A 22,423-nucleotide genomic window follows, 5' to 3' on the forward strand; every position below is an offset into this window, starting at 1 on the left:
TGACGGGGGTGCCGAGCTTGACGGCGGGGGCGCTCGCCTTGAGGGTGATGGTCGCCTTGGGGGCCGGGGCGGCCTGCGGGCGGCGACGGCGGCACCGGCGCCGGCCGCGACGAGCGCGGCGGACACCACGGAAACGGCGGCAATACGCACGTTCACAGAGAACTCCTTGTTTTTTACCGATTCTTTTCCGCCAGCAGTCGGAGGGGAATTCCGGAATTCCCCTCCGACCCTACGGCGGACCTGATCGTACAGACATGACCAGGCAAGACACGGTTCCCACTGCCTTCGAAAAACCTGAATGGACAGTGAAATCACAGGGAGCCCGATAAACCCACGGGCGCTGATCTTCAGTTATAAGAGCGAGCTGTGTGAAGAGACCTTCACACGGTGTGGGCCACGAAACGTTCGGCGGTTTCGGCGAGGACCTCGCGGCCGTCCCGGGCCCACAGCGCGTCGTTGAACAGCTCGACCTCGATGGCGCCCGTGTACCCGGCCGCCTCGACGTACCGCTGCCACTCCCGCATGTCGATCGAGCCGTCCCCGATCTGCCCGCGGCCGTTGAGGACGCCCTCGGGCAGCGGGGTCGTCCAGTCCGCCAGCTGGAAGGTGTGGATACGGCCGCCCGCACCCGCGCGGGCGATCTGCGCGGGCGCGTTGTCGTCCCACCAGATGTGGTACGTGTCCACCGTGACGCCGACCTGCTGGGCGGGGAAGCGCTCGGCCAGGTCGAGGGCCTGGGCGAGCGTCGAGACCACACAGCGGTCCGAGGCGTACATGGGGTGCAGCGGCTCGATGGCCAGCTTCACCCCGCGCTCCTGCGCGTACGGGCCCAGGACGGACAGGGCGTCCGCGATGCGCTCGCGGGCGCCGTGCAGGTCCTTCGAGCCGGCCGGAAGGCCGCCGGAGACCAGCACCAGGGTGTCGGTGCCGAGGGTGGCCGCCTCGTCGACCGCGCGGCGGTTGTCGTCCAGCGCCGCGGCCCGCTCCTGCGGGTCGATCGCCGTGAAGAAGCCGCCGCGGCACAGGGTGGTCACCGTCAGGCCCGCGTCGCGGACCAGCTTGGCCGTCTCCTCGACGCCGTACGACTGGACGGGCTCGCGCCACAGACCGACGTTGCCGATGCTCAGCTCGCGGCAGGCGTCGACCAGTTCCGGCATCGACAGCTGCTTGACGGTCATCTGGTTGATGGAGAAGCGGGACAGGTCGGTCACTGGGTCACCCCGTACAGGGACAGCAGGTTCTTCATGCGCTCCTCGGCCAGCTTCGGGTCCGGGAACAGGCCCAGGCCGTCGGCGAGTTCGTAGGCGCGCGCGAAGTGCGGGAGGGAGCGGGCCGACTGGAGGCCGCCGACCATCGTGAAGTGCGACTGGTGGCCGGCCAGCCAGGCCAGGAAGACCACGCCGGTCTTGTAGAAGCGGGTCGGCGCCTGGAAGAGGTGCCGGGACAACTCGACCGTGGGGTCGAGGAGTTCACGGAACCCCTTGGCGTCACCGGTGTCCAGGGCGCGGACCGCCTCGGCCGCGAGCGGGCCCAGCGGGTCGAAGATGCCGAGCAGGGCGTGGGAGAAGCCCTGGTCGTCGCCCGCGATCAGCTCGGGGTAGTTGAAGTCGTCGCCGGTGTAGCAGCGGACGCCCTGCGGGAGGCGGCGGCGGATGTCGATCTCGCGCCGGGCCTCCAGCAGGGAGACCTTGATGCCGTCGACCTTGTCGGGGTGGGCGGCGATGACCTGGAGGAACGTGTCCGTCGCCGCGTCCAGGTCGGACGAGCCCCAGTAGCCCTCGAGCGCGGGGTCGAACATCGGGCCCAGCCAGTGCAGGATGACCGGCTCGGTGGCCTGGCGCAGGAGGTGGCCGTAGACCTCCAGGTAGTCCTCGGGGCTCTTGGCGGCCGCGGCGAGGGCCCGGGAGGCCATCAGGATGGCCTGGGCGCCGGACGCCTCGACGAGGGCGAGCTGCTCCTCGTAGGCGGCCCGGACCTCGTCCAGGGTCGCGGGTCCGGTGAGCTGGTCGGTGCCGACGCCGCAGGCGATGAGACCGCCGACCGACTTGGCCTCGGCGGCGCTGCGGCGGATCAGTTCGGCCGCGCCGGCCCAGTCCAGGCCCATCCCGCGCTGGGCGGTGTCCATCGCCTCGGCGACCCCGAGCCCGTGCGACCACAAGTGGCGGCGGAAGGCGAGGGTGGCGTCCCAGTCGACGGCGGCCGGGGAGTCCGGCGTGGAGTCGGCGAACGGGTCCGCGACGACGTGCGCCGCCGAGAAGACCGTACGGGAGGTGAAGGGAGAGCCGGTGGTGACGGCGAGGGGCTCGTTGCGGGGCTCGTACGCCCTGAATCCGCCCTTGAAGTCCGGAAGTTGGATCGTCACAGCGAGATCTCCGGTACGTCGAGACGGCGGCCCTCCGCCGAGGACTTCAGGCCCAGTTCGGCGAGCTGGACACCGCGGGCGCCGGCCAGGAGGTCCCACTGGTAGGGGGCGTCGGCGTAGACGTGCTTGAGGAAGAGCTCCCACTGGGCCTTGAAGCCGTTGTCGAACTCGGCGTTGTCCGGGATCTCCTGCCACTGGTCGCGGAAGACCTCGGTGGCGGGGATGTCCGGATTCCAGACCGGCTTGGGGGTGGCGGAGCGGTGCTGGACGCGGCAGTTGCGCAGGCCCGCGACGGCGGAGCCCTCGGTGCCGTCGACCTGGAACTCGACGAGCTCGTCGCGGTTGACGCGGACGGCCCAGGACGAGTTGATCTGGGCGATCGCGCCGCCGTCCAGCTCGAAGATGCCGTAAGCGGCGTCGTCGGCGGTGGCGTCGTACGGCTTGCCGTTCTCGTCCCAGCGCTGCGGGATGTGGGTGGCGGTGAGGGCCTGGACGGACTTCACGCGGCCGAAGAGCTCGTGGAGCACGTACTCCCAGTGCGGGAACATGTCGACAACGATGCCACCGCCGTCCTCGGCCCGGTAGTTCCAGCTCGGGCGCTGGGCGGTCTGCCAGTCGCCCTCGAAGACCCAGTAGCCGAACTCGCCGCGGACCGAGAGGATGCGGCCGAAGAAGCCGCCGTCGATGAGGCGCTTCAGCTTGAGCAGGCCGGGGAGGAAGAGCTTGTCCTGGACGACGCCGTGCTTGATGCCCTTCTCCTCGGCGAGGCGGGCCAGCTCCAGGGCGCCGTCGAGGCCGGTGGCGGTGGGCTTCTCGGTGTAGATGTGCTTGCCGGCGGCGATCGCCTTCTTGATGGCCTCCTCGCGCGCGGAGGTCACCTGGGCGTCGAAGTAGATCTCGACGGTCGGGTCGGCGAGGACCGCGTCCACGTCGGTCGAGATGTTGTCCAGACGCAGGCCGTGCTGCTCGGCCAGCGCCTTGAGCGCGTGATCGCGGCGGCCGACGAGGATCGGCTCGGGCCACAGCACCGTGCCGTCGCCCAGGTCGAGACCGCCCTGCTCGCGGATCGCGAGGATCGAGCGGACCAGGTGCTGGCGGTAGCCCATGCGCCCCGTCACACCGTTCATGGCGATACGCACCGTCTTGCGTGTCACGTCATTCCCTTCATAGGAGTCGTACGCGGTTGTGCGCGCCGCGCACGCTCCACTGATGAGCGTTACAGCAAGCGCTTTCTATCTGAGAAGAAGCTAGCCTCTGACCAGCGGTCTGGACAAGAGCGCAGACCGGGTGAGTTGTTCGAGGGGGCGAACAGCAGGGTCGAGGGGGCTTAGGGTCTGCTCGGAACCGGGCTCTGGGGGCCCGCGTGTACGACGGAGTACGACTGAGATGCGCCGAGGCACGCTGAGACACGCCGAGGCGCGCGACCGGAGGACGACGAGATGACGGTGACCCTGGCGGACGTGGCGGCCCGCGCCCAGGTCTCCCCCGCGACGGTGTCGCGCGTACTGAACGGGAACTATCCCGTGGCCGCGACCACCCGTGAGCGGGTGCTGCGGGCCGTGGACGAGCTGGACTACGTGCTGAACGGTCCGGCGAGCGCGCTCGCCGCCGCCACGTCGGATCTCGTCGGGATCCTCGTGAACGACATCGCCGACCCCTTCTTCGGCATCATGGCCGGCGCGATCCAGTCCGAGATCGGCGGGCCCGGCGGGCGCGCGGGCGGTGAGCGGCTCGGGGTCGTGTGCAACACGGGGGGCTCTCCGGAGCGGGAGCTGACGTATCTCACCCTGTTGCAGCGGCAGCGGGCGGCGGCGGTCGTGCTGACCGGTGGGGCGATGGAGGACGCGCCGCACCGGGCGGCGATGTCGGCGAAGCTGCGCAAGCTGGCGGACGCGGGGACGCGGATCGTGCTGTGCGGGCGGCCGCCCGCGCCGGAGACCGGGGCGGTCGCGCTGACCTTCGACAACCGGGGTGGGGGCAAGGAGCTGACCGAGCACCTCATCGGGCTCGGCCACCGGAAGCTCGGGTACATCGCGGGGCCGGAGGAACGGACGACCACCCGGCACCGGCTTGAGGGGCACCGGGCGGCCCTGGAGGCGCACGGGATCACGGAGGATCCCCGGTGGACGGTGCATGGGCGCTACGACCGGCGGTCCGGGTACGAGGCCACGCTGGAGCTGCTGCGGCGGGATCCGTCCTTGACGGCTGTCGTCGCCGCGAACGACTCCGTCGCGCTGGGGGCGTGCGCGGCGCTGCGGGACTCCGGGCGGCGGATTCCGGACGACGTGTCCGTCGCCGGGTTCGATGATCTGCCGTTCAGCATCGATGCGGTACCCGCGCTGACGACGGTTCGGTTGCCGTTGGCGGAGGCGGGGGCTCGGGCGGGGCGGATCGCGATGGGGCGGGAGGAGCCGCCGCCGGGAGGGATCGCCACGGTTCGGGGGGAGTTGATGGTTCGGGGGTCTTCGGGGGTGCCGCGGGCGTGACGGTGCCGGGGCCGTCTTGAGGCGGGCCGCGACGGGGTGACGGGAAGTGGCGGGCCGGGGACCGGTGGGGGCGGTCGGCTCCGGACCCGGCGCGGTCGAGCGGCGCCAGGAAGTCCGCTCGCGCACGCGGCTCGGCGTGTTCCCGGCTGTTGCGCTCCACGATCCGGCAGTCGGCGTCGGCAGCAGGTTGCCGAGTACGAGGCCGGCAGGTCCGGCAGGTCCGGCAGGTCCGGCGCCGATGATCAGCCTGCTTCATCCGGTCGAGGGGATCGGGCGGTCGTCGGCCGAGCTGCCCGGGCCGCACGCTCCACCCGCTCGCGGTGCCCGGCCCACCAGTCCCCGTCCTCCGACGGCAGGTTGTCGTCCGGCCCCCGCAGGCCCACCGCCCCGTCGATCAGTTCACGGACGATGTCGGCGTGGCCCGCGTGGCGATGAGTCTCGCCGATCATGTGGACGATCAGACGGTGAAGAGGGATCTCCGGGTACGGCTCGAAGGGGACCCGGCCCACCGCGTCCAGCGGCAGTGCCGCGATGGTCTCGTCGGCATGCGCGCACGCACGGCGGTAGGTGCCCACGATCCACTCCTGGGACTCCTCGGGGGTCGCCCACAGATCCGCGTTCGGTTCCTTCGTCGCACCCGTCACCCACAGGGGCGGCGCGTCCGGGAAGGGTCTGCCGAAGGTCTCGCCGAAGTACATCGCCTCCGCGCCCGTGAGGTGTTTGACCAGGCCCAGGAGGTTGGTACCGGTCGGGGTCAGGGGGCGGCGGACGTCGTACTCCGACAGGCCCTCCAGCTTCAGGAGTACGGCGTCGCGGGCGTCCTTGAGGTAGAAGCGCAGGTCGGCGCCGGGATCGGTTCCAGTCATGGGATCAGTCTGTCGGCGGCGTGATCGCTGTCCACCGAATTCCGGGGCGGCCTGATCCTCGGGCCGTCCGTTGATGTCAGTGGTCCCCTCTATCGTCCGGGCATGGTGTTTTCCCTGCCCGGCGGGCTGCCCCCGGGGCGGTTCGAGCAGCGCGGTCCGACGGAGATCTGGCTCTGCGACGAACTGCCGGACGATGGCGAGGAGTTGTGGGCGGATCTGTTGAGGCAGGCCGCCGTCACCGGGCTGCACACGCACCTCTGCCGACCCGACGACGCCGGGCGGCCCGCGGATCCGGCCGCCGCCGACGCCGTACGGCTCGACGAGGTCCTCGCGGCCGATTTCGCCGAGTACCGGCGCGAGCGGCTGCCCTTCTGGTCCGACCCCGGCTCCGCCGAACCGCCGGACGACGACATCCCGGACGACGTCGAGCCCTGGCCGCACGATCCGGGGCCGCCGTTCGAGAGCTGGCCGGGTCTCGCGCCCGCCGGTCCGAGCGCGGCGACGGTCCTGGCCCCGAGGAGGAGGCGGCCCGTGCGGTCGCCGATCTGCTGCACACCGAGCCATTCGCTGCGTCCTTCGCGCTCGCCCTGGTCCCGGCCCGCCGCTCCGCCGATGTCCCGGCGGTGATGGGCTGGTCCCACGGTGGCCCGTTGCCGCTGCTGGGCGCCCTGCTGCGGAGCTGGGAGGACCGGTTCGGGGCCCGGGTCGTGGCCGCGTACGGCGGTGAGCTGCATGTCTCCGTCGCACGGCCGCCCCTCGATCCGGCGGACGCGGAGCGGCTCGCGCTGGAGCATGTGCTGTCCACGGCCGACAACATCGTGGACGACCCGCCGACGCCCTTCCCGGAGTACGCGCGCGAGCTCGTGGGGCGGACGGAGTGGCGGTTCTGGTGGGACTGAGGCGGGGGTGGTGCGGTGGTGCGGCTCGGTGTCGTCCGGCCTTCACGACCGTTCCTGGGTCCGCCTCCTCACCATAGGGTCGACGCATCGGTGAGACCCGGGCCGGGGAAGCCCGGATCCGTGATCGTCGTACCGATGAGTTCCGTGCCCCACCCCGGTCTGTCCTGCCGTAACCGACCAACAACTGGAGTGAGTCCCATGCGCATCGTGGTCAGTGAGTTCATCAGTCTGGACGGGGTCGTGCAGGCGCCCGGCGGGCCCCAGGAGGACACCGACGGGGGGTTCGCGCACGGTGGCTGGTCGCACCCGTACTTCGACGAGGAGGTGCTCGGGCCGGCGTTCATGGAGGGTATGGAGCGGGCCGAGGCGCTGCTGTACGGACGGCGGACGTATCTGTCGATGGCGGGGGCGTGGCCGCAGCAGGCCGGGGACCCTTTCGCCGACCGGCTGAACTCCCTCAAGAAGTACGTCGTCACCGACACCCTCGGCGATGACGAGCTGACCTGGAACAACAGCGAGCGGATCCCGGGTTCCGAGGCCGTCGCGCGGATCCGTGCGCTGCGGGAGACCGAGGGCGGCGAGCTGGCGATGATGGGTAGCCCCACCCTCGTCCGCACGCTCATCAGCGAGGGGCTCGTCGACGAACTCCAGCTCATCGTGATGCCGGTGCTGCTCGGCGGCGGCAAGTCGATCTTCCCGGAGGACGGCTCGAAGCGGCCCTTCGAGCTGGTGTCCACGGTCGCCGGGAAGACCGGCGTGCAGGTGTGCGTGTACCGGCCCGCTACCGAGGGGTAGCCGCGGCGGGCGCGGACGTCCTACGCTCAGTCCAGCAATACCTCTGACTGAGTCAAGCATCCGGGGGTCGACCGACCATGACCGTTCAGGACATCCGCGCCTTCAACCGCTTCTACACGAACGTCATCGGCGCCCTCGACTACAGCCGCCGGCTGTACGCCCCGTACACCCTCACCGAGTCCCGCGTCCTGTACGAGCTCGCGCACTCGCCGCGCACCGACGCGGCCGATCTGCGGACCGAACTCTCGCTGGACGCGGGGTACTTGAGCCGGATCCTGAACAAGTTCGAGCAGGACGGGCTGATCGAGCGCACGGCCTCGCGGCAGGATCCGCGCCGGCGCCGGGTCACGCTCACCTCGCGGGGCCGGGAGACGGCCGCGCTGCTCGCCGAGCGCGCCGACGAATCGGTGGGCGTACTCCTCGCCACCGTGCCGCCCGCCGAACGGCCCCGGCTCTCCGAGGCGATGCACACCGTCCGTACGCTGCTGTCCGACGGCCGCCCGCCGCGCCGCGAGGACGTCCTGCTGCGCGAGCCGGGCCCCGGCGACCTCGGCTGGATCGTGGCGCGCAACGCGGCTCTGTACGCGGCCGAGTACGGCTTCAACGCCGACTACGAGGGCCTGGTCGCACGGATCGTCGCCGACTTCGCGGAGGACCATGATCCGCATCTGGAGCGGGTGTGGATCGCCGAGCTGGACGGGCGGCCGGTGGGGTGCGTGATGTGCGTACGGGACGACACACCCGCCACGGCCCGGCTGCGACTGCTGCTCGTCGAGCCGGACGCGCGCGGACTCGGCATCGGGGACCGTCTGGTCTCGGCCGTCGTCGACTTCGCGCGCGGCGTCGGCTACCGCGACCTGGTCCTGTGGACCAACGACGTGCTCGCCGCCGCCCGCCGCGTCTACCAGCGTCACGGCTTCGTCCTGACCGCCGAGAAACCCCACCGCTCCTTCGGCCAGGACCTGAACGGCCAGGACTGGCGACTGGACCTGACCAGGACAGGCGAGTGAGTGAGCGGATGGAGAGGTGGACAGAGGGATGGACGGGCGGGCGGGCCGGCCGGGCTGGACCTCACCGGCTCGACCGGGTGAGAGTAGGGCCATGAAACTGGCGTTCTCCACCCTCGGCGTCCCCGGCCTCCCCCTCACCGACGTGCTGCGGCTCGCGACCACGCACGGCTATCACGGCGTAGAACTGCGCGCGCACCCGGAGGAACCGGTGCATCCCGGTATCGGGCTCGCCGAACGGGCCGACGCGGTGGCCGAGTTCAAGGCGGCGGGCGTGGAGGTGCTCGGACTCGCCGGGTACGCGCGCGTGGCCGCGCCCGGTGACGACGAACCCGTGGTCGAGGAGATCCACCGACTCCTCGACCTGGCCCGCGACCTGGGCGCCGGTCACGTCCGCGTCTTCCCTGGCGCCGCCTCCGACCAGTCCCGCGAGGACGCCGACGCCACGGCCGCCCGACGGCTCGGTACGGCCGCGGAGTACGCCGGCGACCTCGACGTACGCATCCTCCTCGAAACCCATGACTCGCACCGCACGGGCGCCGACGCGATCCGGATCCTCGGCCCGGTCGGCCACCGCCAGGTCGGCTCGCTCTGGGACGTCATGCACACCTGGCTCGGCGGCGAGCAGCCCTCCGAGACCTACGCGGCCCTCGCCCCGCACCTCGGATACGTCCAGGTCAAGGACATCGCCTCGGCCGAGGACACCACGCCGATCGCGCTCGGCGCCGGTGTCCTGCCGCTCGCGGAGTGCGTGGAGGTCCTCTCCCGGCACGGCTGGGACGGCTGGCTGTGCTGGGAGTACGAGAAGCGCTGGTACGAGGCGGCGGCGCCGCTGGAGGACCTGCTGGCCGAGGGTCGCGAGCACCTGGCCCGGCTCCTCAACGACTCGGCGTAAGCGGCCGAGGGCACGCCCGCCGCAGCCAATGCCGTACCGACCGTTCTGTCCGGGAGTCGTCGGCGACGACCGGTGCGTCCGGCAGCGCGGACAGGACCCCGGCCTTCGCCTGCCAGTCGCTGAACACCCCTTGGAACAGGGGGTGAGCGGTCCGGGTGGTCGGTGAACTCCTCGGTACGGCCATCACTTGCTCCTCCGTGTGTCGCTCCAAGCTCACTGTCGAAGTTAGGGAGAAACGGCCCGCTGCTACCGTCCAATGGCATGTCGGTATCACGGACCAATCTGGCGGGCGATCTCCTGATCGACCTGGGCCGCCAGGGCGACGGGCCCCTGCACGAGCGGGTGAAGCGGGCGCTGCGCTCGGCGATCCGCAGCGGCCGGGTCGAGGTCGGCACCGCCCTGCCGCCGAGCCGGCAGCTCGCCGGTGACCTCGGGTGTTCGCGCTGGGCGGTGACGGAGGCGTACGGCCAGCTCGTGGCCGAGGGATATCTGGAGGCCCGCAGGGGCTCCGCGACCCGGGTGCGCTGGTCCGGCGACCGGGACGGCGGCGCCGAGCGGCCGGTGGCCCGCAGGGTTTCCGAGGCCCGTTTCGATCTCGCGCCGGGTCTGCCGGACTTGCGGGCCTTCCCTCGCCGCCGGTGGGCCGACGCCGTCCGCGCCCAGGTGACGAACACGGCGTTCACGGAGCTCGGCTATCCGCCGCCCGGCGGTCACCCGCGGCTCAGAGGACTGCTCGCCGAGTACCTGGGCCGTTCCCGCGGTGTCTCGACGACCGCTCAGGACGTGACGGTGTGCCTGAGCGTGACCGACGGGGTGCGGCGCGTCTGCCGTGCCCTGCGCGGCCAGGGCGTCACCGCGGTCGGCTGCGAGGAACCGGGCTGGACACGGCTGCGCCAGGTGATCCGTGCCGCAGGCCTGGAGCCGGTGCCCGTGCGCACGGACGACGGCGGCCTGCGCGTCGACGATCTCGCCGGGCACACCGGGCTGCGGGCGGTGCTGGCCGCTCCGGCGCACCAGTTCCCGCTGGGCACCGTGCTCGTGCCCGAGCGGCGGGCCGCGCTGCTGGACTGGGCCCGCCGGGTGGACGGGGTCGTACTGGAGGACGACTACGACGCGGAGTTCCGCTACGACCGCCGCCCGGTCGCGGCCCTTCAGGGCATGGACCCGTCCCGGGTGGTCCTGCTGAAGTCACTGAGCAAGACCCTGTCCCCGGCGCTCGGCATCGGCTGGCTGGTGGCGCCCCCGCGCTGGACCGACACCCTGCACCGGACCGACCAGGCGGCGATCCAGCCTCCGGTCCTCGACCAGCTCGCGTTCGCCGCCCTGCTGGAGTCGGGCGGCTACGACCGCCATCTGCGGGCCTGCCGGCAGCGTTACCGCGACCGGCGCGACCGGCTCGTGCGGGCCCTCGCCGCACAGCTGCCCGACGCCCCGGTCTCCGGCATCGCGGCCGGGCTCCATCTCATCCTGCGGCTGCCCGCCGCCGTGGACACCGCGGCCGTGGTCAGGTCGGCGGCCGCCCGGTCGCTGTCCGTCGCCGACCTCGCCGCCTATCACGCCACCGAGGACCGCGCCGACCACGGCCTGGTCCTCGGCTACGGCAACCTCGCCGACGGCATGGTGGAGCAGGCGGTGGGCCACCTCCGGGCCGCGATCGAGGAGGGCCGCCAGAGCCGGGCCGGCGGATGATTCCGACGCCGCGGGGTCTCGGTCCGGCGGATCATGCCGACCTCGCGGAGCCTGCCCGGCGGCGTAGCACTGTGCCCCGCGGCCGACGCTCCGCCGGACCGGCCCTAATTCGGTGGCCGGGCCGGACGCGGCCGGATAGCGTCCCCGGGTGCATCAGCCCGCCCCGCCCCCGGCCCCCCTGTCATGAGCCTCAGCCGTACGTTCCTCGATGTGCGGCCCCTGAGCACTTCCCCGGTCTTCCGGCGGCTGCTGTTCGGGCGCACGGTGTCCACACTCGGCACCTTCATGACCATGGTCACGGTCATGTACCAGGTGTGGGACACGACCCACAGCACGGTCTGGAGCGGCGCGGTCGGTGTCGCGCAGGCGGTGCCGATGGTCGCGGTCAGTCTGTTCGCGGGCGCCTGGGTCGACCGGGCCGACCGGCGCCGGGTGTACCTCACGGGCACCGTCGGCTCGGCGGTCTGCTCCCTGCTGCTTGCCGTGCAGGGCTTCGCCGGGCATGCGCCGGTGCCGGTCGTGCTGCTGTTGGTCGCGGCGCAGACGTCGTTCGCCGCGCTCGGCGCGCCCGCCGCGGGGGTGTTCGTGCCGCGGCTGCTGCCCCGGGAGCAGGTGGCCGCGGGGCTCGCGCTCCAGCAGGTCACAGGGCAGGCGATGATGCTGGTCGGCCCGGCCGTCGCCGGGGTCGTGCTCGGCTGGTGGGGCATCGGCGTCTGCTATCTCCTGGACACCCTGAGCTTCGCCGTGTCCTTCTACGGCGCCTACGGTCTGCCCACGCTGCCGCCCGAGGGCGAGAAGTCCCGGCCCGGGGTCCACGGAGTCCTTGACGGGCTGCGCTTCCTGACCGGTCACCGGGTGGTGCGCGGCGCGCTGCTGACCGATCTGGCCGCCACCGTCCTGTCCATGCCGGTGAGTCTGTTCCCGCTGGTCAACGAGGAGCGCTTCGGCGGCGACCCGCGCTCGCTCGGCCTGTTCCTGTCCGCGCTCGCGGTGGGCGGTGTCGCCGCGACGGTGTTCTCGGGACCGGTCACCCGGCTGGCCCGCCCGGGTCCGGTGATGCTGTGCGCGTCGGCGACCTGGGGCGCGGCGCTGGCGTTGTTCGGCCTGACGACGAACGCCTGGGCGGGTCTCGCCGCTCTTTGCCTGGCCGGCGCGGCGGACGCCCTCGCCGTCCTCTCCCGCACCACCCTCGTCCAGACCCGCACCCCGGACGCCCTGCTCGGCCGCGTCACGGCCGCCGAGACGATCGTCGGCCAGGCGGGCCCGCACCTCGGCAACCTGCGCGGTGGCCTGGTCGCGGGCTGGAGCTCGGGGGTGACGGCCCTGGTCACGGGCGGCCTGCTGTGTGTGGCGGCGGTGGGGTATGTGGGCGCGAGCACACCGGAGTTGCGGGCCGCGCGCGTCAGGGACGAGGTGTGATCTCCGCGTCCGGGTCCAGACACCACTCCAGTACGGCGGGCCAGTCGCCGTAGCCGGCGTCGAGGTCGAGGTGGGCGGCGCCGGGGAGGATGTCGGCGGGGATGCCCAGCGGTTCGGCGAAGGTCTCGCGTGCGCCCTCCGGGCAGTACGGGTCGTCGTCGCCCGCGACCAGGCGGGTCGGCCCGGGGAGGGCGAAGTCGAGGGCGAGCGGGGCGAATTCGGCGATCTCCGGGTGCCGTACGACGACGGAGGCGGACGGCGGCGAGACGAGCAGCACTCGGTCGACCCCGTCCAGACCGGGAAGCCCGCGGGCGACGGCGTGCAGCCACAGCAGGGCGGAGGCGCTGTGGGCGAGGACGACGCGTTCGCCCGGCGGCAGTTCGTCCAGATGCCGGGCGAGCTCGCTGAGCCAGCTGTCGAGACCGGGGTCGTCCGGGTCGGGCAGCTGGGGGTACGTCACGTGGTGGCCGAGGCCGGTGAGACGGTCGGCGAGCCAGTGCTGCCAGTGCTGTTCGGGGCGGTGGTTCTGCCAGCCGTGGAGGATGAGACAGGCGGTCATGGCGTCGATGTTTTCCGATCACCGTCCCACACGTCCAGTTGATCCGGGCGCGGAGTTGGCGGGACTCGGTTCAAGTGACCTGTGAGCCTGACCGCGGTGTGATCGTCCAGTGGTTGCTGCGCAGGACACGGTCCGCGAACGGCATGTCGAGTTCGCCGAGCAGGCGGAAGCCCAGGGAGCGGCAGATGCCGTTCGAGGGGCCGTTGGTCGTCGCCGGGAAGGCGTGTATGTCGCCCCAGCGGTTCTCGCGCCACGCCTGTCCGAGCAGCGCGCGCACCGCGCGCTTGCCCAGGCCCTGGCCCTGGAACTCCGGAAGCACCATCCAGCCGATCTCCGAGAGGGGGCCGTCCCCGGGGTCCTGGGACCAGATGGTGAGAGCCCCCGCGACCACCTCGGGCCGTTCCGGATCGGGGACGATCATCTTCACCCAGGCCCGGTCGGCCGCCGCGTCCTCCGCGTCCCGGCGCACCTTGTCCGCCATGCCCTCCCGCGGCAACGATCCGCCGAGCTCGGCCATCATGACGGGATCGCACCGCATCCGGACGTAGGCCTCGATGTCGGCCTGGTCCGCCGTGACATCGCGCAGCAACACGTGCTCCTCCAGCGGTTCGAAAGCCCTGCGAGGCCCGGGTGGTCCGGGCCACGCAGGGGATTGTTCAGGCAGCGTCAGCGTTTCCGGTGATCAGGTCGATCAGGGTCTGGGCCGTGTTGTCGGCGGAGTCGGGGTCCACCATCTCCATTCCCTCGAAGGTGGCGAACTGGGCGCTGCGCGGGAACAAGGCCTCCTCGTACGCGGTGAGCGCGGCCTCGACGTCGTCGGGGTGCGCGGCGAGCGCCTGACCGAGTTCGGCGCCGTCGAGCATGGCCAGGTTGGCGCCCTCGCCGTTCGGGGCCGCGAGGTGGGCGGCGTCACCGAGCAGGGTCACCCCGGGCACCCGTTCCCACCGGTGCCCGGTAGGCAGCGAGTACCAGGGGCGCAGGACCGGCGCGGTGTCGCCCTCGGTGATCAGCGCGGTGAGCTCCGGGGCCCAGCCGTCGAACTCCGCGGCGATCCGCGCGGTGGCCGCCGCAGGGTCGGTGAAGTCGATGGCGTCGAACCAGTCCAGCGGCCTGGACAGGCCCACATAGGCGTGCAGGGTGTCGCCGCTCTCCCGGTGGGCGAAGATGTCCGCGCCCGGCGAGGGCGCGATCAGCATTCCGCCGCCGACCGCCTCCGCGGCGGCCCGGTGCCGGGTGTCGGCGTCGAACAGGTAGATCTCGACGGCCGAGGTCCCGGTGTACTCGGGTGTGGCGGTGGAGAGCAGCGGCCGGACCCGTGACCAGGCGCCGTCCGCGCCGACGAGCAGACCGGTGACGACGCTGGTGCCGTCGGCGAACGTCACCTCGTGGCGGCCCTCGCCGAGGGAGCGCGCGCCGCTGACCTTGTGACCCCAGCGGACGGTGTCGGCCGGGAGGGAGTCGAGCAGGATCTGCCGCAGGTCGGCCCGCTGTACCTCGGGACGCCCGCCGGTGCCGTCGTCCGGCTTGTCGAGCAGGACCGTTCCGTTCGGGTCGAGGACACGGGTCGCCTGGCGGCCCTCCAGGATGATGGCGTGGAACTCGTCCATCAGGCCGGCCGCCTTGAGGGCGAGCTGGCCGTTGTAGTCGTGGATGTCGAGCAGCCCGCCCTGCGCGCGCTCCGTCGGGGAGGCCTCCGCCTCGTAGACCGTGGCCGGTATGCCGTGGACGTGCAGGACGCGGGCGAGGGTGAGGCCGCCGAGCCCGGCGCCGATGATCGTGACGGTGCTGTTCATGATGGGCTCCTTCGGTATCGGGGCGGCCGGTGGACTCCGGCCGTCCGTCACCGGAAAGGTGTCAACGCCCGCCGACGGATCACCGACAACGGACCTGCGGCCACCGGCATTCGACCGACAGCCGGCCTACAGCCGCCGACATCCGACCGACACCGCGGATCAGTCCCGGCGTGCCGCGAACCCCGCCACCCGCTCCTCCAGCCGCTTCCGGCATCGGGGCCATTCCTCGGCCGTGACGGAGAAGCTCGCCGAGTCCCGCAGCCGCCCGTCCTCGCCCGGCGCCCAGGAGCGGGACCAGTTCCGCAGCACGCCCTCGAAGCGGGCCCCGACGCTCTCGATCGCGGCCCGGGACCGTTCGTTGCGCGCGTCCGTCTTCAGGTCGACCCGTGAGACGCCCCACGCCTCGAAGGCGTGTCGGAAGAGCAGGAGTTTGGCCTCGGCGTTCACACCCGTGCCCTGCGCCGAGGCGCCCAGCCAGGTGAACCCGACCTCGACCGCGTCGAGTTGCTCCTCCGAGCGCCAGCACCGCGGCTCCAGGAACGACGTCGCCCCCACCGCCCGCCCGGTCGCGAGCGACACCTGCGCATACGGCGCGAGCCGCCCGGTCGCCGCCCGCTGCGACTGCGCGTCGATGTAGTCATGGACCTCCGCGCCCCTGGGCACCCAGGTGAAGGCGTATGTCCCCCGCTGCTCCTCCGCCGCCACCGCCAGATCGGCGGCATGCCGATGCGCCAACGGCTCCAGCCGCACGAACTCGCCCTCCAGAACGGGCCCTTCCAACCGGAAACCCATACCGCACCTTCCCCTCGGAACGGCAGCAGTATGTGCGGCCACCCCACCCACCGGAAAACGAATTTCCCTCACCCGGCGGGAGGTGTCAGGTGACGAGAGGAACGACGTCCCCCGTCGGGGGCCGAACGATCAGAACCCGTCCGCCAGTTCGGCGAAGGCTTCGTGAAAACCGGGAAAGGTCTTTCGCACGCATCCCGGGTCGTCGAACGAGACACCCGGGACCCGCAGCCCGGTGACCGCGAAGGACATCACGATGCGGTGGTCGCCGTACGTCCTGATCTCCGTCCCGGCGGAAGGGGCGAGCCCCGGCTGGATCTCGATCCAGTCCGGGCCCGTCGACACCTCCGCGCCCAGGCGCCGCAGGTTCTCCGCGCAGGCGTCCAGGCGGTCGCACTCCTTCACCCTCGTGTTCGCCACGTCCTCGATGCGGACCGGGCCGGACGCGAAGGGCGCGATCGCCGCCAGGGTGGGCATGGTGTCCGAGATGTCCCGCATGTTGACCGTGAGGCCGTGGAGCGATCCCGTGCCCCGGACCGTGGTGCCGTCCGCGCCGACGGACACCTCGGCGCCCATCCGCCGCAGTACGTCCACGAAGCCGAGGTCGCCCTGGAGCGCGCCACTGCCGAGGCCGGGGACCGTCACCTCGGCGCCCGGGGTGATCGCCGCCGCGGCGAAGAAGTAGCTCGCCGTGGACGCGTCCGGCTCGATCCCGTAGGTCGTCGCGCGGTAGCCGCCCGACGGGACCACGAAGACGTCGCCGTCCCGTACGACCTCCACCCCGAACGCCCGCATCATCGCGATCGTGATCTCCACGTACGGCACCGAGACCAGGTCCGTGACACGGATCCGCAGGCCCCGGCGGGTCAGGGGGCCGAGCAGCAGCAGCGCGGTGAGGTACTGGGAGGACTGGCCCGCGTCCAGCACGACCTCTCCGCCGTCGACGCCCGCCGCCCGCACGGTCAGCGGATGGTGTCCCTCCGCCTCCTCGTGCCGCAGGTCGACACCCAGGTCGCGCAGCGCACGCGACAACGGCAACAGGGGGCGTTTGCGCATCTGCGGCGAGGCGTCGAAGCGGTACGTGCCGTGGCCGACCGCGGCCAGCGTGGGCAGGAAGCGGGCCGTCGTCGCGCCGTCACGGCAGTACACGTCCGCCTCGGCGACCGCCGGTCCCTGCGGACGGCCGTCCACCTGCCAGGTGTCCGGGGTACGGCCCACCCGGTAGCCGAGTCGCACCAGGCCCTCGGCGAAGCCCTCCGTGTCGTCCGAGCGGAGCGGACGTACGAGGGTGGTCACCCCGTCCGCCGCGGCGGCCAGGAAGAGCGCGCGGGCGGTGATGGACTTCGAGCCGGGGAGGGAGAGGGAGCGCGGGGCGGGCGTACCAGCGGGCGTATCAGCGGGCATGTCGACGGGCATGCCCCTCATGATCTCCCGGCGGTCGACTTCGGCGCGAGGACGTCCACGGGATGGACCCCGTTCAGGGTTCAGGCCCCAGGCCCGGAACGTGGCCCCCGCTTCCACCGGTCGTCCGGCAGTGGCGCCTTCCGGTCCTTCTGCTCCTGGATCTCGTGGTACGAGTCCGCCGCGGTCCCGTGAAAGGCCTCGTCGTATGCCGCCAGCACCCCGGCCAGACCGCCACCGGCCGTGCCCCGTCGGCGGACGTGTGCGGCCAGGGCGATGAAGAGGCCGAGCACGACGACGAGAGCACCGACGACGATCAGGAGCGGCATCAACTGACCCATACAGCGACCCTACGCCGTACAACTCGGCGGCCCATCGGTCCCGTTGGCCCCGCCCTCACCAACTTCGGTAAATCCGGCCGGAGCCGGGAACCCCGCCCCGGCCCCGCTCGTCCAACCCGCAAGTTGCCGGAGAGTCACCGTGGTGCGGCGTCGGCCTCGCTGCTGGCTGCGAACGCTGACCAACCCTCTCCTCCGTACTGCGGCCGGCAGCATGCCGTCATCGGCGCGCCCCCCTCCAACAGCGCCGATGACGGCCCCTCATTCCCAGGCCGGGTCGCCTCCCCGCGTTAATGTGCACTCCCTTGACTGGCAGAAACTTCCCGGTTATTGGTGACTTCTCGGAAGTTTCCTTCAGTGGATCACCTCCGGAAGGAGCGCACGTGCCCTCCAGACGTACCGTCCTCGCCGCGACGGCAGGCGTCGCCGCCACCCTCGCCGTGAGCGGGACCGCCTACGCGGACGACAACAAGCTCCGCTCCCTCATCTCCCGTATGACGCTTGAGGAGAAGGTCGGCCAGCTCTTCGTGATGCGGGTCTACGGCCACTCCGCCACCGCCCCCGACCCGGCCGACATCGACGCCAACCTCAAGGAGATCGGCGTCCGTACGGCCGCCGAGATGATCGCCAGGTACCGGGTGGGCGGGATCATCTACTTCACCTGGGCGCACAACACCCGCGATCCGCACCAGATCGCCGACCTCTCCAACGGCATCCAGAAGGCGTCCCTGGACCAGCCGCGCGGGCTGCCCGTCGTCATCTCCACCGACCAGGAGCACGGGATCGTCTGCCGGGTCGGCGCGCCCGCCACCCTGTTCCCCGGTGCGATGGCCGTCGGCGCGGGCGGTTCCCGGGGGGACGCCCGCACCCTCGGCCGGATCGCCGGGCAGGAGCTCGGGGCCCTCGGCATCCGGCAGAACTACTCCCCCGTCGCCGACGTCAACGTCAACCCGGCCAACCCGGTCATCGGCGTCCGCTCCTTCGGGGCCGACCCGCAGGCCGTCGCCGGACTCGTCGCCGCCGAGGTCACCGGGTACCAGAGCGCCCGGGTGGCCGCGACCGCCAAGCACTTCCCGGGCCACGGGGACACCGCCGTCGACAGCCACTACGGCTTCCCGGTCATCACCCACAGCCGGGCACTCTGGGAGAAGCTGGACGCCGTCCCCTTCCGGGCCGCGATCCGCGCCGGCATCGACTCGATCATGACCGCGCACATCCAGTTCCCGGCGCTCGACGTCCCCCACTCTCGGCTTCGCTCGAGCGGGGGGACCCCCATCGGTGACCCGGCCACCCTCTCCCACCCGATCCTCACCGGCATCCTGCGCGGCGAGCTCGGCTACGACGGGGTCGTGGTCACGGACTCCCTCGGCATGGAGGGCGTACGGACCAAGTACGGCGACGACCGCGTCCCCGTCCTCGCCCTCAAGGCCGGCGTCGACCAGCTCCTCAACCCGCCCTCCCTGGACGTGGCGTGGAACGCGGTCCTGAAGGCCGTACAGGACGGAGAGCTGACCGAGGCACGGCTCGACGAGTCGGTCCTGCGCATCCTGCGACTGAAGGCCCGGCTGCGGCTGTTCGAGCAGCCGTACGTCAGTCAGGGCGGTGTCACACGGGCCGTCGGCACCCCGGCCCACCTGGCCGCGGCCGACCGGATCGCCCAGCGGACGACGACCCTGCTGGTCAACGAGAAGCGGCTGCTGCCCCTCTCCCGGCGCACCCACCGCAAGCTGCTCGTGGTGGGCGCCGACCCCGCCTCGCCGTCCGGTACGACGGGCCCGCCCACCGGGGTCCTCGCCGCCGCCCTCACCGGACTCGGCTTCACCGCCACCGCCCTGTCGACCGGTACGGCGCCCTCGACGACCACCATCGAACAGGCCGTCACCGCCGCTCAGCAGGCGGACGCGGTGATCGTGGGGACGTACAACATCACCACCACCCAGAAGACCCTGGTCGAGCAACTCGTGGCGACCGGGAAGCCGGTGGTGGCCGTCGCGATCCGCAATCCCTACGACGTGGCCCAACTGCCCACCGTCGCGGCCTGCTTGGCGACCTACTCCTGGACCGACGTCGAACTGCGGGCGGCCGCACGCGTGATCGCCGGGAAGGCGGCACCGCGCGGGAGGCTGCCGGTGCCGGTGCAGCGGGCCGACGATCCGGCGAAGGTGCTGTACCCGGTCGGGTACGGGCTGTCGTACGGCCGATAGCGCGCGGGGCGTAGTCGCCGTACGCCTCGCAACCCGCTCACCACCCCCGAAAGGCGCAAAGCACCCCACACGCCTGGCGTGGCCACGCCGCGACGGTCACGCTGGGCGGTGGGGGTAGTCCGGGGGGATCGCGATGCGCGAGAAGTGTTCCACGGGGGTCGTGTGCGTACTGCTGGCGCTGCTCGCCGCCCTGTTGACGGGGTGTACGCAAGCGGCCGGCAGCGACGGCGGTGAGCAGAAGGGGGAATCCGGCGCCGCGGTCTCCGTCTCGCCGTCCGTGACCCGGGCCTCCGGTTTCGGCGCGGTGTTCCTCGCGGTCGACGAGTGCAGTTCCTTCGGCAAGGCCAGCTTCACCGAGGTGCCCTGCACCAGTGAGCGGGCTGCGGCGCGGGTCGTGGCCCGGCACGACGGCACCCCGGCCGACGGTCCGCCGTGCCCGGCGACCACCGACTTCGTGCTGCACATCAGTGAGCAGAGCCAGATCTCCGACGAGGACGGCGACGGGGCGGTGCCCCAGGGGTACGCCTGTATGCGCAACCTGGAGGCGCCGCATCCCGGTGACCCGGGCGGCGGGGGCGGGCCGCGCACGATCGTCGGCGACTGTGTGTACAACTCGGGCAGCGGACAGGTCCGGGAGACCGCGTGCGACGGCAAGGGCGAGCGGAAACCGCAGTACCAGGTGGCGAAGGCCGTCGCGCAGCGCGCTCTGTGCCCGCTGTCGACGGCCCTGTACGTCCAGCTCGGCGGCGCCCAGCCGGTGGGCTGCGCCCGGCCGCTGTGAGCGACGGCCGGGCGCGGTGAGCGGGTTACGGACGCAGCGTGGGCTCGCGCTCCACGTCCCGTACGTCCAGCTTCTTGTCGAACTTCGCGAGCGGCTTCGCCTCGGCGACGGCCGTGGCCGGGACATCCGCCCAGTCCAGGATCCGAGCGGTGGCGAAGGCCTTCTGGTCGGCCACCAGACCGGCGACGTTGGCCCCGTGGTTCATGCCGGGCGCGGTGAGGACGTACGAGTCCTTCGCGCCCTTGTCGACCCGGAACCGCTCCGAGCCCCACGGGTCGTTCTGGCCGTAGACGTAGAGCATGTGCCGGGCGTTGTGGCGGACCCAGTTGTCCACGTCCCGCATGGCGTACGGCTGGAACTTGGTCGGGATCTCCCTCGGGACGAAGTTCCGCGGCGGCTGGTAGCCGTAGCGGATGTACTTCTTCTCGATGTGCGGGAAGTGGATCGTCGGAGCGCCGAGCTGGGTGGCCGCCTGGTAGAAGTACGGCGTGTACGGCGCGAGGCCCTGGTCCGTGTAGAAGGAGAACCCGGAGATCGTGTCGATCGAGTTCCAGATCTGGTCGTCGGTCGCGGTCTTCGCGTCCGGCGGGATCAGCTCGTCCTCGGCGCAGTCGGCGGCCTGGGCGTACTGCCAGAAGCCCCAGACGTAGTCGAGTACGACCGCCTCGTACGCCTTGTCGAGGCTGCCGACGGTGTCGAAGGTGAAGCCTTCCGCCGCCGCGTACTCGGCGTACTTCTTCTCCAGCGGCTCGCGGCGGACGAGGGCCTCGCGCTGCACCGCGTTCAGCCGGTCCCGGCACTCCTTGGTGCCGACGGTCGCGAAGAAGCGGTCGTAGGCCGAGTCCTCGTTGTTCACCACGTCGTTGGGGGCGACGTAGGCGACGACGCCGTCCATGTCACGCGGGTAGAAGCGCTCGTAGTAGGTGGCGGTCATGCCGCCCTTGGAGCCGCCCGTGGCGAGCCAGTTCTCGGTGTAGATCTTCTTCAGCGCCTTGAAGATGCGGTGCTGGTCGCTGGCGGCCTGCCAGATGTCCAGCTTGGTCCAGTCGGCCGGGTCGGGCCGGGACGGTGTGAAGAAGCGGTACTCCATGGAGACCTGGTTGCCGTCGACGATCCGGGTGGGCTCGCTGCGGCTGGGTGTCGTGGAGACGTTGTAGCCGCCGGTGTAGAAGACGGTCGGGCGGCTGACGTCCTTGTGCAGCAGGGTGATCCGCTGCTGGAACGTGCCCTTGGACGGGTGCCGGTGGTCGACCGGCTGGGTGTAGTCGAGGACGAAGTAGCGGTACCCGGTGTACGGCTTCTCCTCGATCAGGCTCATCCCCGGGATGGACAGCAGCCGGTCCTTGATGTCGGTCGGCCCCGGCTCGGCGGCGGTCGCCGCCCCCGCCGTGCTGACGGTGCCTATGAGCACCACCAACGTGAGAAGCCATCTGAGCGCCTTGCGCATGCACCCTCCCCTGTGAGTACAGATGTGCGCCGGACGCTAGTGGCGCAAGTCCGGTCAGCACCAGGGGAGATGGCGCCTCGATGGGGAAAACCCTGTGCGAGATCTGTGCCTCAGAGCCGGATCCAGCCCTCGGAGTCGTACTTCCCCCGCCCCACCGCACCCTTGATCCACACCTTGCGCTGCCCCGCGTGCACGGTGACGGGGCCGGCGTGGAACCTGTACCGCCCGGCGTCCTCGACCGGCCGGAGCCCGTACGCCCGCAGACTCACCACCATGTGCTGCCGCACCCCCGGGCGCTTGGACACGGTGATCGCACACACGTAACCGCTCCGCTTGTACACCTCCACGGTCCCGGTGGAGAAGGGGAAGGACCTGACCTTCCGCCCCTCGCACGACGAGGCCGCCGCCTGCGCCTGCCCAGGCACGGCCACTCCGAGCACCCCGGACACGGTCACCACGGCCAGCCCCACAGCCAGCCGCCGTATCGCTCCACTCTTCACTGCCGTCCCTCCCGCACCGCTTGGGCGTACAGGTGTACGGACGCACAACGTATGTCGGACGGTTGCGCGACCCTCAGCGAGACACCTCGACGGGCTCCCCCACGAACGTCCGCCACAGCCCGGCATACCGCCCGCCCAGGGCGAGCAGTCCATCGTGGGTGCCGTCCTCCACCACCCGCCCGCGGGCAGAACC

The 22,423-nt window shown here is 71.7% G+C and carries 22 protein-coding genes; 10 read left to right on the forward strand and 12 right to left on the reverse strand.

From position 1 onward, the window contains the following. Positions 1–380: 380 nt before the first annotated feature. From ACI2L1_RS36615 to ACI2L1_RS36625, 3 genes are read right to left on the reverse strand one after another with little or no spacing between them, the layout of a single operon-like run. Positions 381–1,211, reverse strand: a complete 831-nt coding sequence (locus ACI2L1_RS36615) for a sugar phosphate isomerase/epimerase family protein (RefSeq protein WP_404743745.1) — start codon at positions 1,209–1,211, stop codon at positions 381–383. Then, a complete protein-coding gene (locus ACI2L1_RS36620; RefSeq protein WP_404743746.1) occupies positions 1,208–2,362 on the reverse strand; it encodes a dihydrodipicolinate synthase family protein in 1,155 nt (384 codons plus the stop codon). The genes ACI2L1_RS36615 and ACI2L1_RS36620 overlap by 4 nt, the downstream gene beginning before the upstream one ends. Then, complete coding sequence (locus ACI2L1_RS36625; protein ID WP_404743747.1) at positions 2,359–3,516, reverse strand: Gfo/Idh/MocA family protein; 1,158 nt, start codon at positions 3,514–3,516, stop codon at positions 2,359–2,361. The genes ACI2L1_RS36620 and ACI2L1_RS36625 overlap by 4 nt, the downstream gene beginning before the upstream one ends. 285 nt (positions 3,517–3,801) lie before the next feature. Here ACI2L1_RS36625 and ACI2L1_RS36630 point away from each other — a divergent pair, with 285 nt between their 5' ends. Next, entirely contained in the window at positions 3,802–4,848 is a 1,047-nt protein-coding gene (locus ACI2L1_RS36630) for a LacI family DNA-binding transcriptional regulator (RefSeq protein ID WP_404743748.1), read from the forward strand. A 242-nt stretch (positions 4,849–5,090) separates the two neighbouring features. Here ACI2L1_RS36630 and ACI2L1_RS36635 read toward each other — a convergent pair whose 3' ends face one another. After that, positions 5,091–5,714: a DinB family protein gene (locus tag ACI2L1_RS36635; RefSeq protein WP_404743749.1), complete on the reverse strand. Its 624-nt coding sequence runs from the start codon at positions 5,712–5,714 to the stop codon at positions 5,091–5,093. A gap of 102 nt (positions 5,715–5,816) precedes the next feature. Between ACI2L1_RS36635 and ACI2L1_RS36640 the strand changes: the two genes are divergently transcribed. The 7 genes from ACI2L1_RS36640 to ACI2L1_RS36670 all read left to right on the forward strand — a co-directional run bounded on the left by ACI2L1_RS36640 (position 5,817) and on the right by ACI2L1_RS36670 (position 12,418). Further along, positions 5,817–6,341 (forward strand): hypothetical protein, encoded by a 525-nt coding sequence (locus ACI2L1_RS36640; RefSeq protein ID WP_404743750.1) that lies wholly within the window; start codon positions 5,817–5,819, stop codon positions 6,339–6,341. After that, positions 6,341–6,613, forward strand: coding sequence for a DUF4253 domain-containing protein (locus ACI2L1_RS36645; protein WP_404743751.1), 273 nt, complete (start codon positions 6,341–6,343; stop codon positions 6,611–6,613). The genes ACI2L1_RS36640 and ACI2L1_RS36645 overlap by 1 nt, the downstream gene beginning before the upstream one ends. Positions 6,614–6,811: 198 nt before the next feature. Next, positions 6,812–7,408, forward strand: coding sequence for a dihydrofolate reductase family protein (locus ACI2L1_RS36650; RefSeq protein WP_404743752.1), 597 nt, complete (start codon positions 6,812–6,814; stop codon positions 7,406–7,408). 77 nt (positions 7,409–7,485) lie between these two features. Beyond that, complete coding sequence (locus ACI2L1_RS36655; protein ID WP_404743753.1) at positions 7,486–8,418, forward strand: GNAT family N-acetyltransferase; 933 nt, start codon at positions 7,486–7,488, stop codon at positions 8,416–8,418. A gap of 91 nt (positions 8,419–8,509) precedes the next feature. Next, a complete protein-coding gene (locus tag ACI2L1_RS36660; protein ID WP_404743754.1) occupies positions 8,510–9,310 on the forward strand; it encodes a sugar phosphate isomerase/epimerase family protein in 801 nt (266 codons plus the stop codon). Positions 9,311–9,571: 261 nt separating this feature from the next. Beyond that, entirely contained in the window at positions 9,572–10,999 is a 1,428-nt protein-coding gene (locus ACI2L1_RS36665; RefSeq protein WP_404743755.1) for a PLP-dependent aminotransferase family protein, read from the forward strand. 183 nt (positions 11,000–11,182) lie between these two features. Continuing rightward, positions 11,183–12,418, forward strand: a complete 1,236-nt coding sequence (locus ACI2L1_RS36670) for an MFS transporter (RefSeq protein ID WP_404743756.1) — start codon at positions 11,183–11,185, stop codon at positions 12,416–12,418. Here the strand turns inward: ACI2L1_RS36670 and ACI2L1_RS36675 are convergent. The 6 genes from ACI2L1_RS36675 to ACI2L1_RS36700 form a co-directional block, all read right to left on the reverse strand. Then, positions 12,402–12,977, reverse strand: a complete 576-nt coding sequence (locus ACI2L1_RS36675; protein ID WP_404743757.1) for an RBBP9/YdeN family alpha/beta hydrolase — start codon at positions 12,975–12,977, stop codon at positions 12,402–12,404. The two genes, ACI2L1_RS36670 and ACI2L1_RS36675, sit on opposite strands and share 17 nt — an antisense overlap. A gap of 70 nt (positions 12,978–13,047) precedes the next feature. Then, on the reverse strand, positions 13,048–13,569 hold the full coding sequence (locus ACI2L1_RS36680) for a GNAT family N-acetyltransferase (RefSeq protein ID WP_404743758.1): 522 nt from the start codon (positions 13,567–13,569) through the stop codon (positions 13,048–13,050). Positions 13,570–13,633: 64 nt separating this feature from the next. Further along, on the reverse strand, positions 13,634–14,770 hold the full coding sequence (locus ACI2L1_RS36685) for an FAD-dependent oxidoreductase (protein ID WP_404743759.1): 1,137 nt from the start codon (positions 14,768–14,770) through the stop codon (positions 13,634–13,636). 159 nt (positions 14,771–14,929) lie between these two features. Beyond that, entirely contained in the window at positions 14,930–15,562 is a 633-nt protein-coding gene (locus ACI2L1_RS36690; RefSeq protein WP_404743760.1) for a GNAT family N-acetyltransferase, read from the reverse strand. 129 nt (positions 15,563–15,691) lie between these two features. Then, positions 15,692–16,975, reverse strand: coding sequence for a 3-phosphoshikimate 1-carboxyvinyltransferase (gene aroA, locus ACI2L1_RS36695; protein WP_404743761.1), 1,284 nt, complete (start codon positions 16,973–16,975; stop codon positions 15,692–15,694). A 68-nt stretch (positions 16,976–17,043) separates the two neighbouring features. Beyond that, positions 17,044–17,301, reverse strand: coding sequence for a hypothetical protein (locus ACI2L1_RS36700; protein WP_404743762.1), 258 nt, complete (start codon positions 17,299–17,301; stop codon positions 17,044–17,046). Positions 17,302–17,681: 380 nt separating this feature from the next. Between ACI2L1_RS36700 and ACI2L1_RS36705 the strand changes: the two genes are divergently transcribed. Next, the gene (locus tag ACI2L1_RS36705; RefSeq protein WP_404743763.1) at positions 17,682–19,502 is read left to right on the forward strand and encodes a glycoside hydrolase family 3 protein; all 1,821 of its coding nucleotides are present in this window, start codon (positions 17,682–17,684) and stop codon (positions 19,500–19,502) included. A gap of 133 nt (positions 19,503–19,635) precedes the next feature. Beyond that, entirely contained in the window at positions 19,636–20,283 is a 648-nt protein-coding gene (locus ACI2L1_RS36710; protein WP_404743764.1) for a hypothetical protein, read from the forward strand. Positions 20,284–20,308: 25 nt separating this feature from the next. On the opposite strand, the gene ACI2L1_RS36715 is transcribed toward ACI2L1_RS36710, so the two are convergent. Continuing rightward, positions 20,309–21,730, reverse strand: a complete 1,422-nt coding sequence (locus ACI2L1_RS36715; protein ID WP_404743765.1) for a S28 family serine protease — start codon at positions 21,728–21,730, stop codon at positions 20,309–20,311. Positions 21,731–21,840: 110 nt separating this feature from the next. Continuing rightward, on the reverse strand, positions 21,841–22,230 hold the full coding sequence (locus ACI2L1_RS36720) for a hypothetical protein (protein WP_404743766.1): 390 nt from the start codon (positions 22,228–22,230) through the stop codon (positions 21,841–21,843). Between the last annotated feature and the right edge of the window lie 193 nt (positions 22,231–22,423).

The organism is Streptomyces sp. NPDC019531 (assembly GCF_044903305.1).
GTDB lineage: Bacteria > Actinomycetota > Actinomycetes > Streptomycetales > Streptomycetaceae > Streptomyces.

Bases quoted from the DNA above. Each gene is read 5' to 3' on its own strand.
- ACI2L1_RS36630 (WP_404743748.1), top strand. From the start codon at position 3,802: ATGACGGTGACCCTGGCGGACGTGGCGGCCCGCGCCCAGGTCTCCCCC.
- ACI2L1_RS36635 (WP_404743749.1), bottom strand. From the start codon at position 5,714: ATGACTGGAACCGATCCCGGCGCCGACCTGCGCTTCTACCTCAAGGAC.
- ACI2L1_RS36640 (WP_404743750.1), top strand. From the start codon at position 5,817: ATGGTGTTTTCCCTGCCCGGCGGGCTGCCCCCGGGGCGGTTCGAGCAG.
- ACI2L1_RS36645 (WP_404743751.1), top strand. From the start codon at position 6,341: ATGGGCTGGTCCCACGGTGGCCCGTTGCCGCTGCTGGGCGCCCTGCTG.
- ACI2L1_RS36650 (WP_404743752.1), top strand. From the start codon at position 6,812: ATGCGCATCGTGGTCAGTGAGTTCATCAGTCTGGACGGGGTCGTGCAG.
- ACI2L1_RS36655 (WP_404743753.1), top strand. From the start codon at position 7,486: ATGACCGTTCAGGACATCCGCGCCTTCAACCGCTTCTACACGAACGTC.
- ACI2L1_RS36660 (WP_404743754.1), top strand. From the start codon at position 8,510: ATGAAACTGGCGTTCTCCACCCTCGGCGTCCCCGGCCTCCCCCTCACC.
- ACI2L1_RS36665 (WP_404743755.1), top strand. From the start codon at position 9,572: ATGTCGGTATCACGGACCAATCTGGCGGGCGATCTCCTGATCGACCTG.
- ACI2L1_RS36670 (WP_404743756.1), top strand. From the start codon at position 11,183: ATGAGCCTCAGCCGTACGTTCCTCGATGTGCGGCCCCTGAGCACTTCC.
- ACI2L1_RS36675 (WP_404743757.1), bottom strand. From the start codon at position 12,977: ATGACCGCCTGTCTCATCCTCCACGGCTGGCAGAACCACCGCCCCGAA.
- ACI2L1_RS36685 (WP_404743759.1), bottom strand. From the start codon at position 14,770: ATGAACAGCACCGTCACGATCATCGGCGCCGGGCTCGGCGGCCTCACC.
- ACI2L1_RS36690 (WP_404743760.1), bottom strand. From the start codon at position 15,562: ATGGGTTTCCGGTTGGAAGGGCCCGTTCTGGAGGGCGAGTTCGTGCGG.
- aroA (WP_404743761.1), bottom strand. From the start codon at position 16,975: ATGCCCGTCGACATGCCCGCTGATACGCCCGCTGGTACGCCCGCCCCG.
- ACI2L1_RS36700 (WP_404743762.1), bottom strand. From the start codon at position 17,301: ATGGGTCAGTTGATGCCGCTCCTGATCGTCGTCGGTGCTCTCGTCGTC.
- ACI2L1_RS36710 (WP_404743764.1), top strand. From the start codon at position 19,636: ATGCGCGAGAAGTGTTCCACGGGGGTCGTGTGCGTACTGCTGGCGCTG.
- ACI2L1_RS36715 (WP_404743765.1), bottom strand. From the start codon at position 21,730: ATGCGCAAGGCGCTCAGATGGCTTCTCACGTTGGTGGTGCTCATAGGC.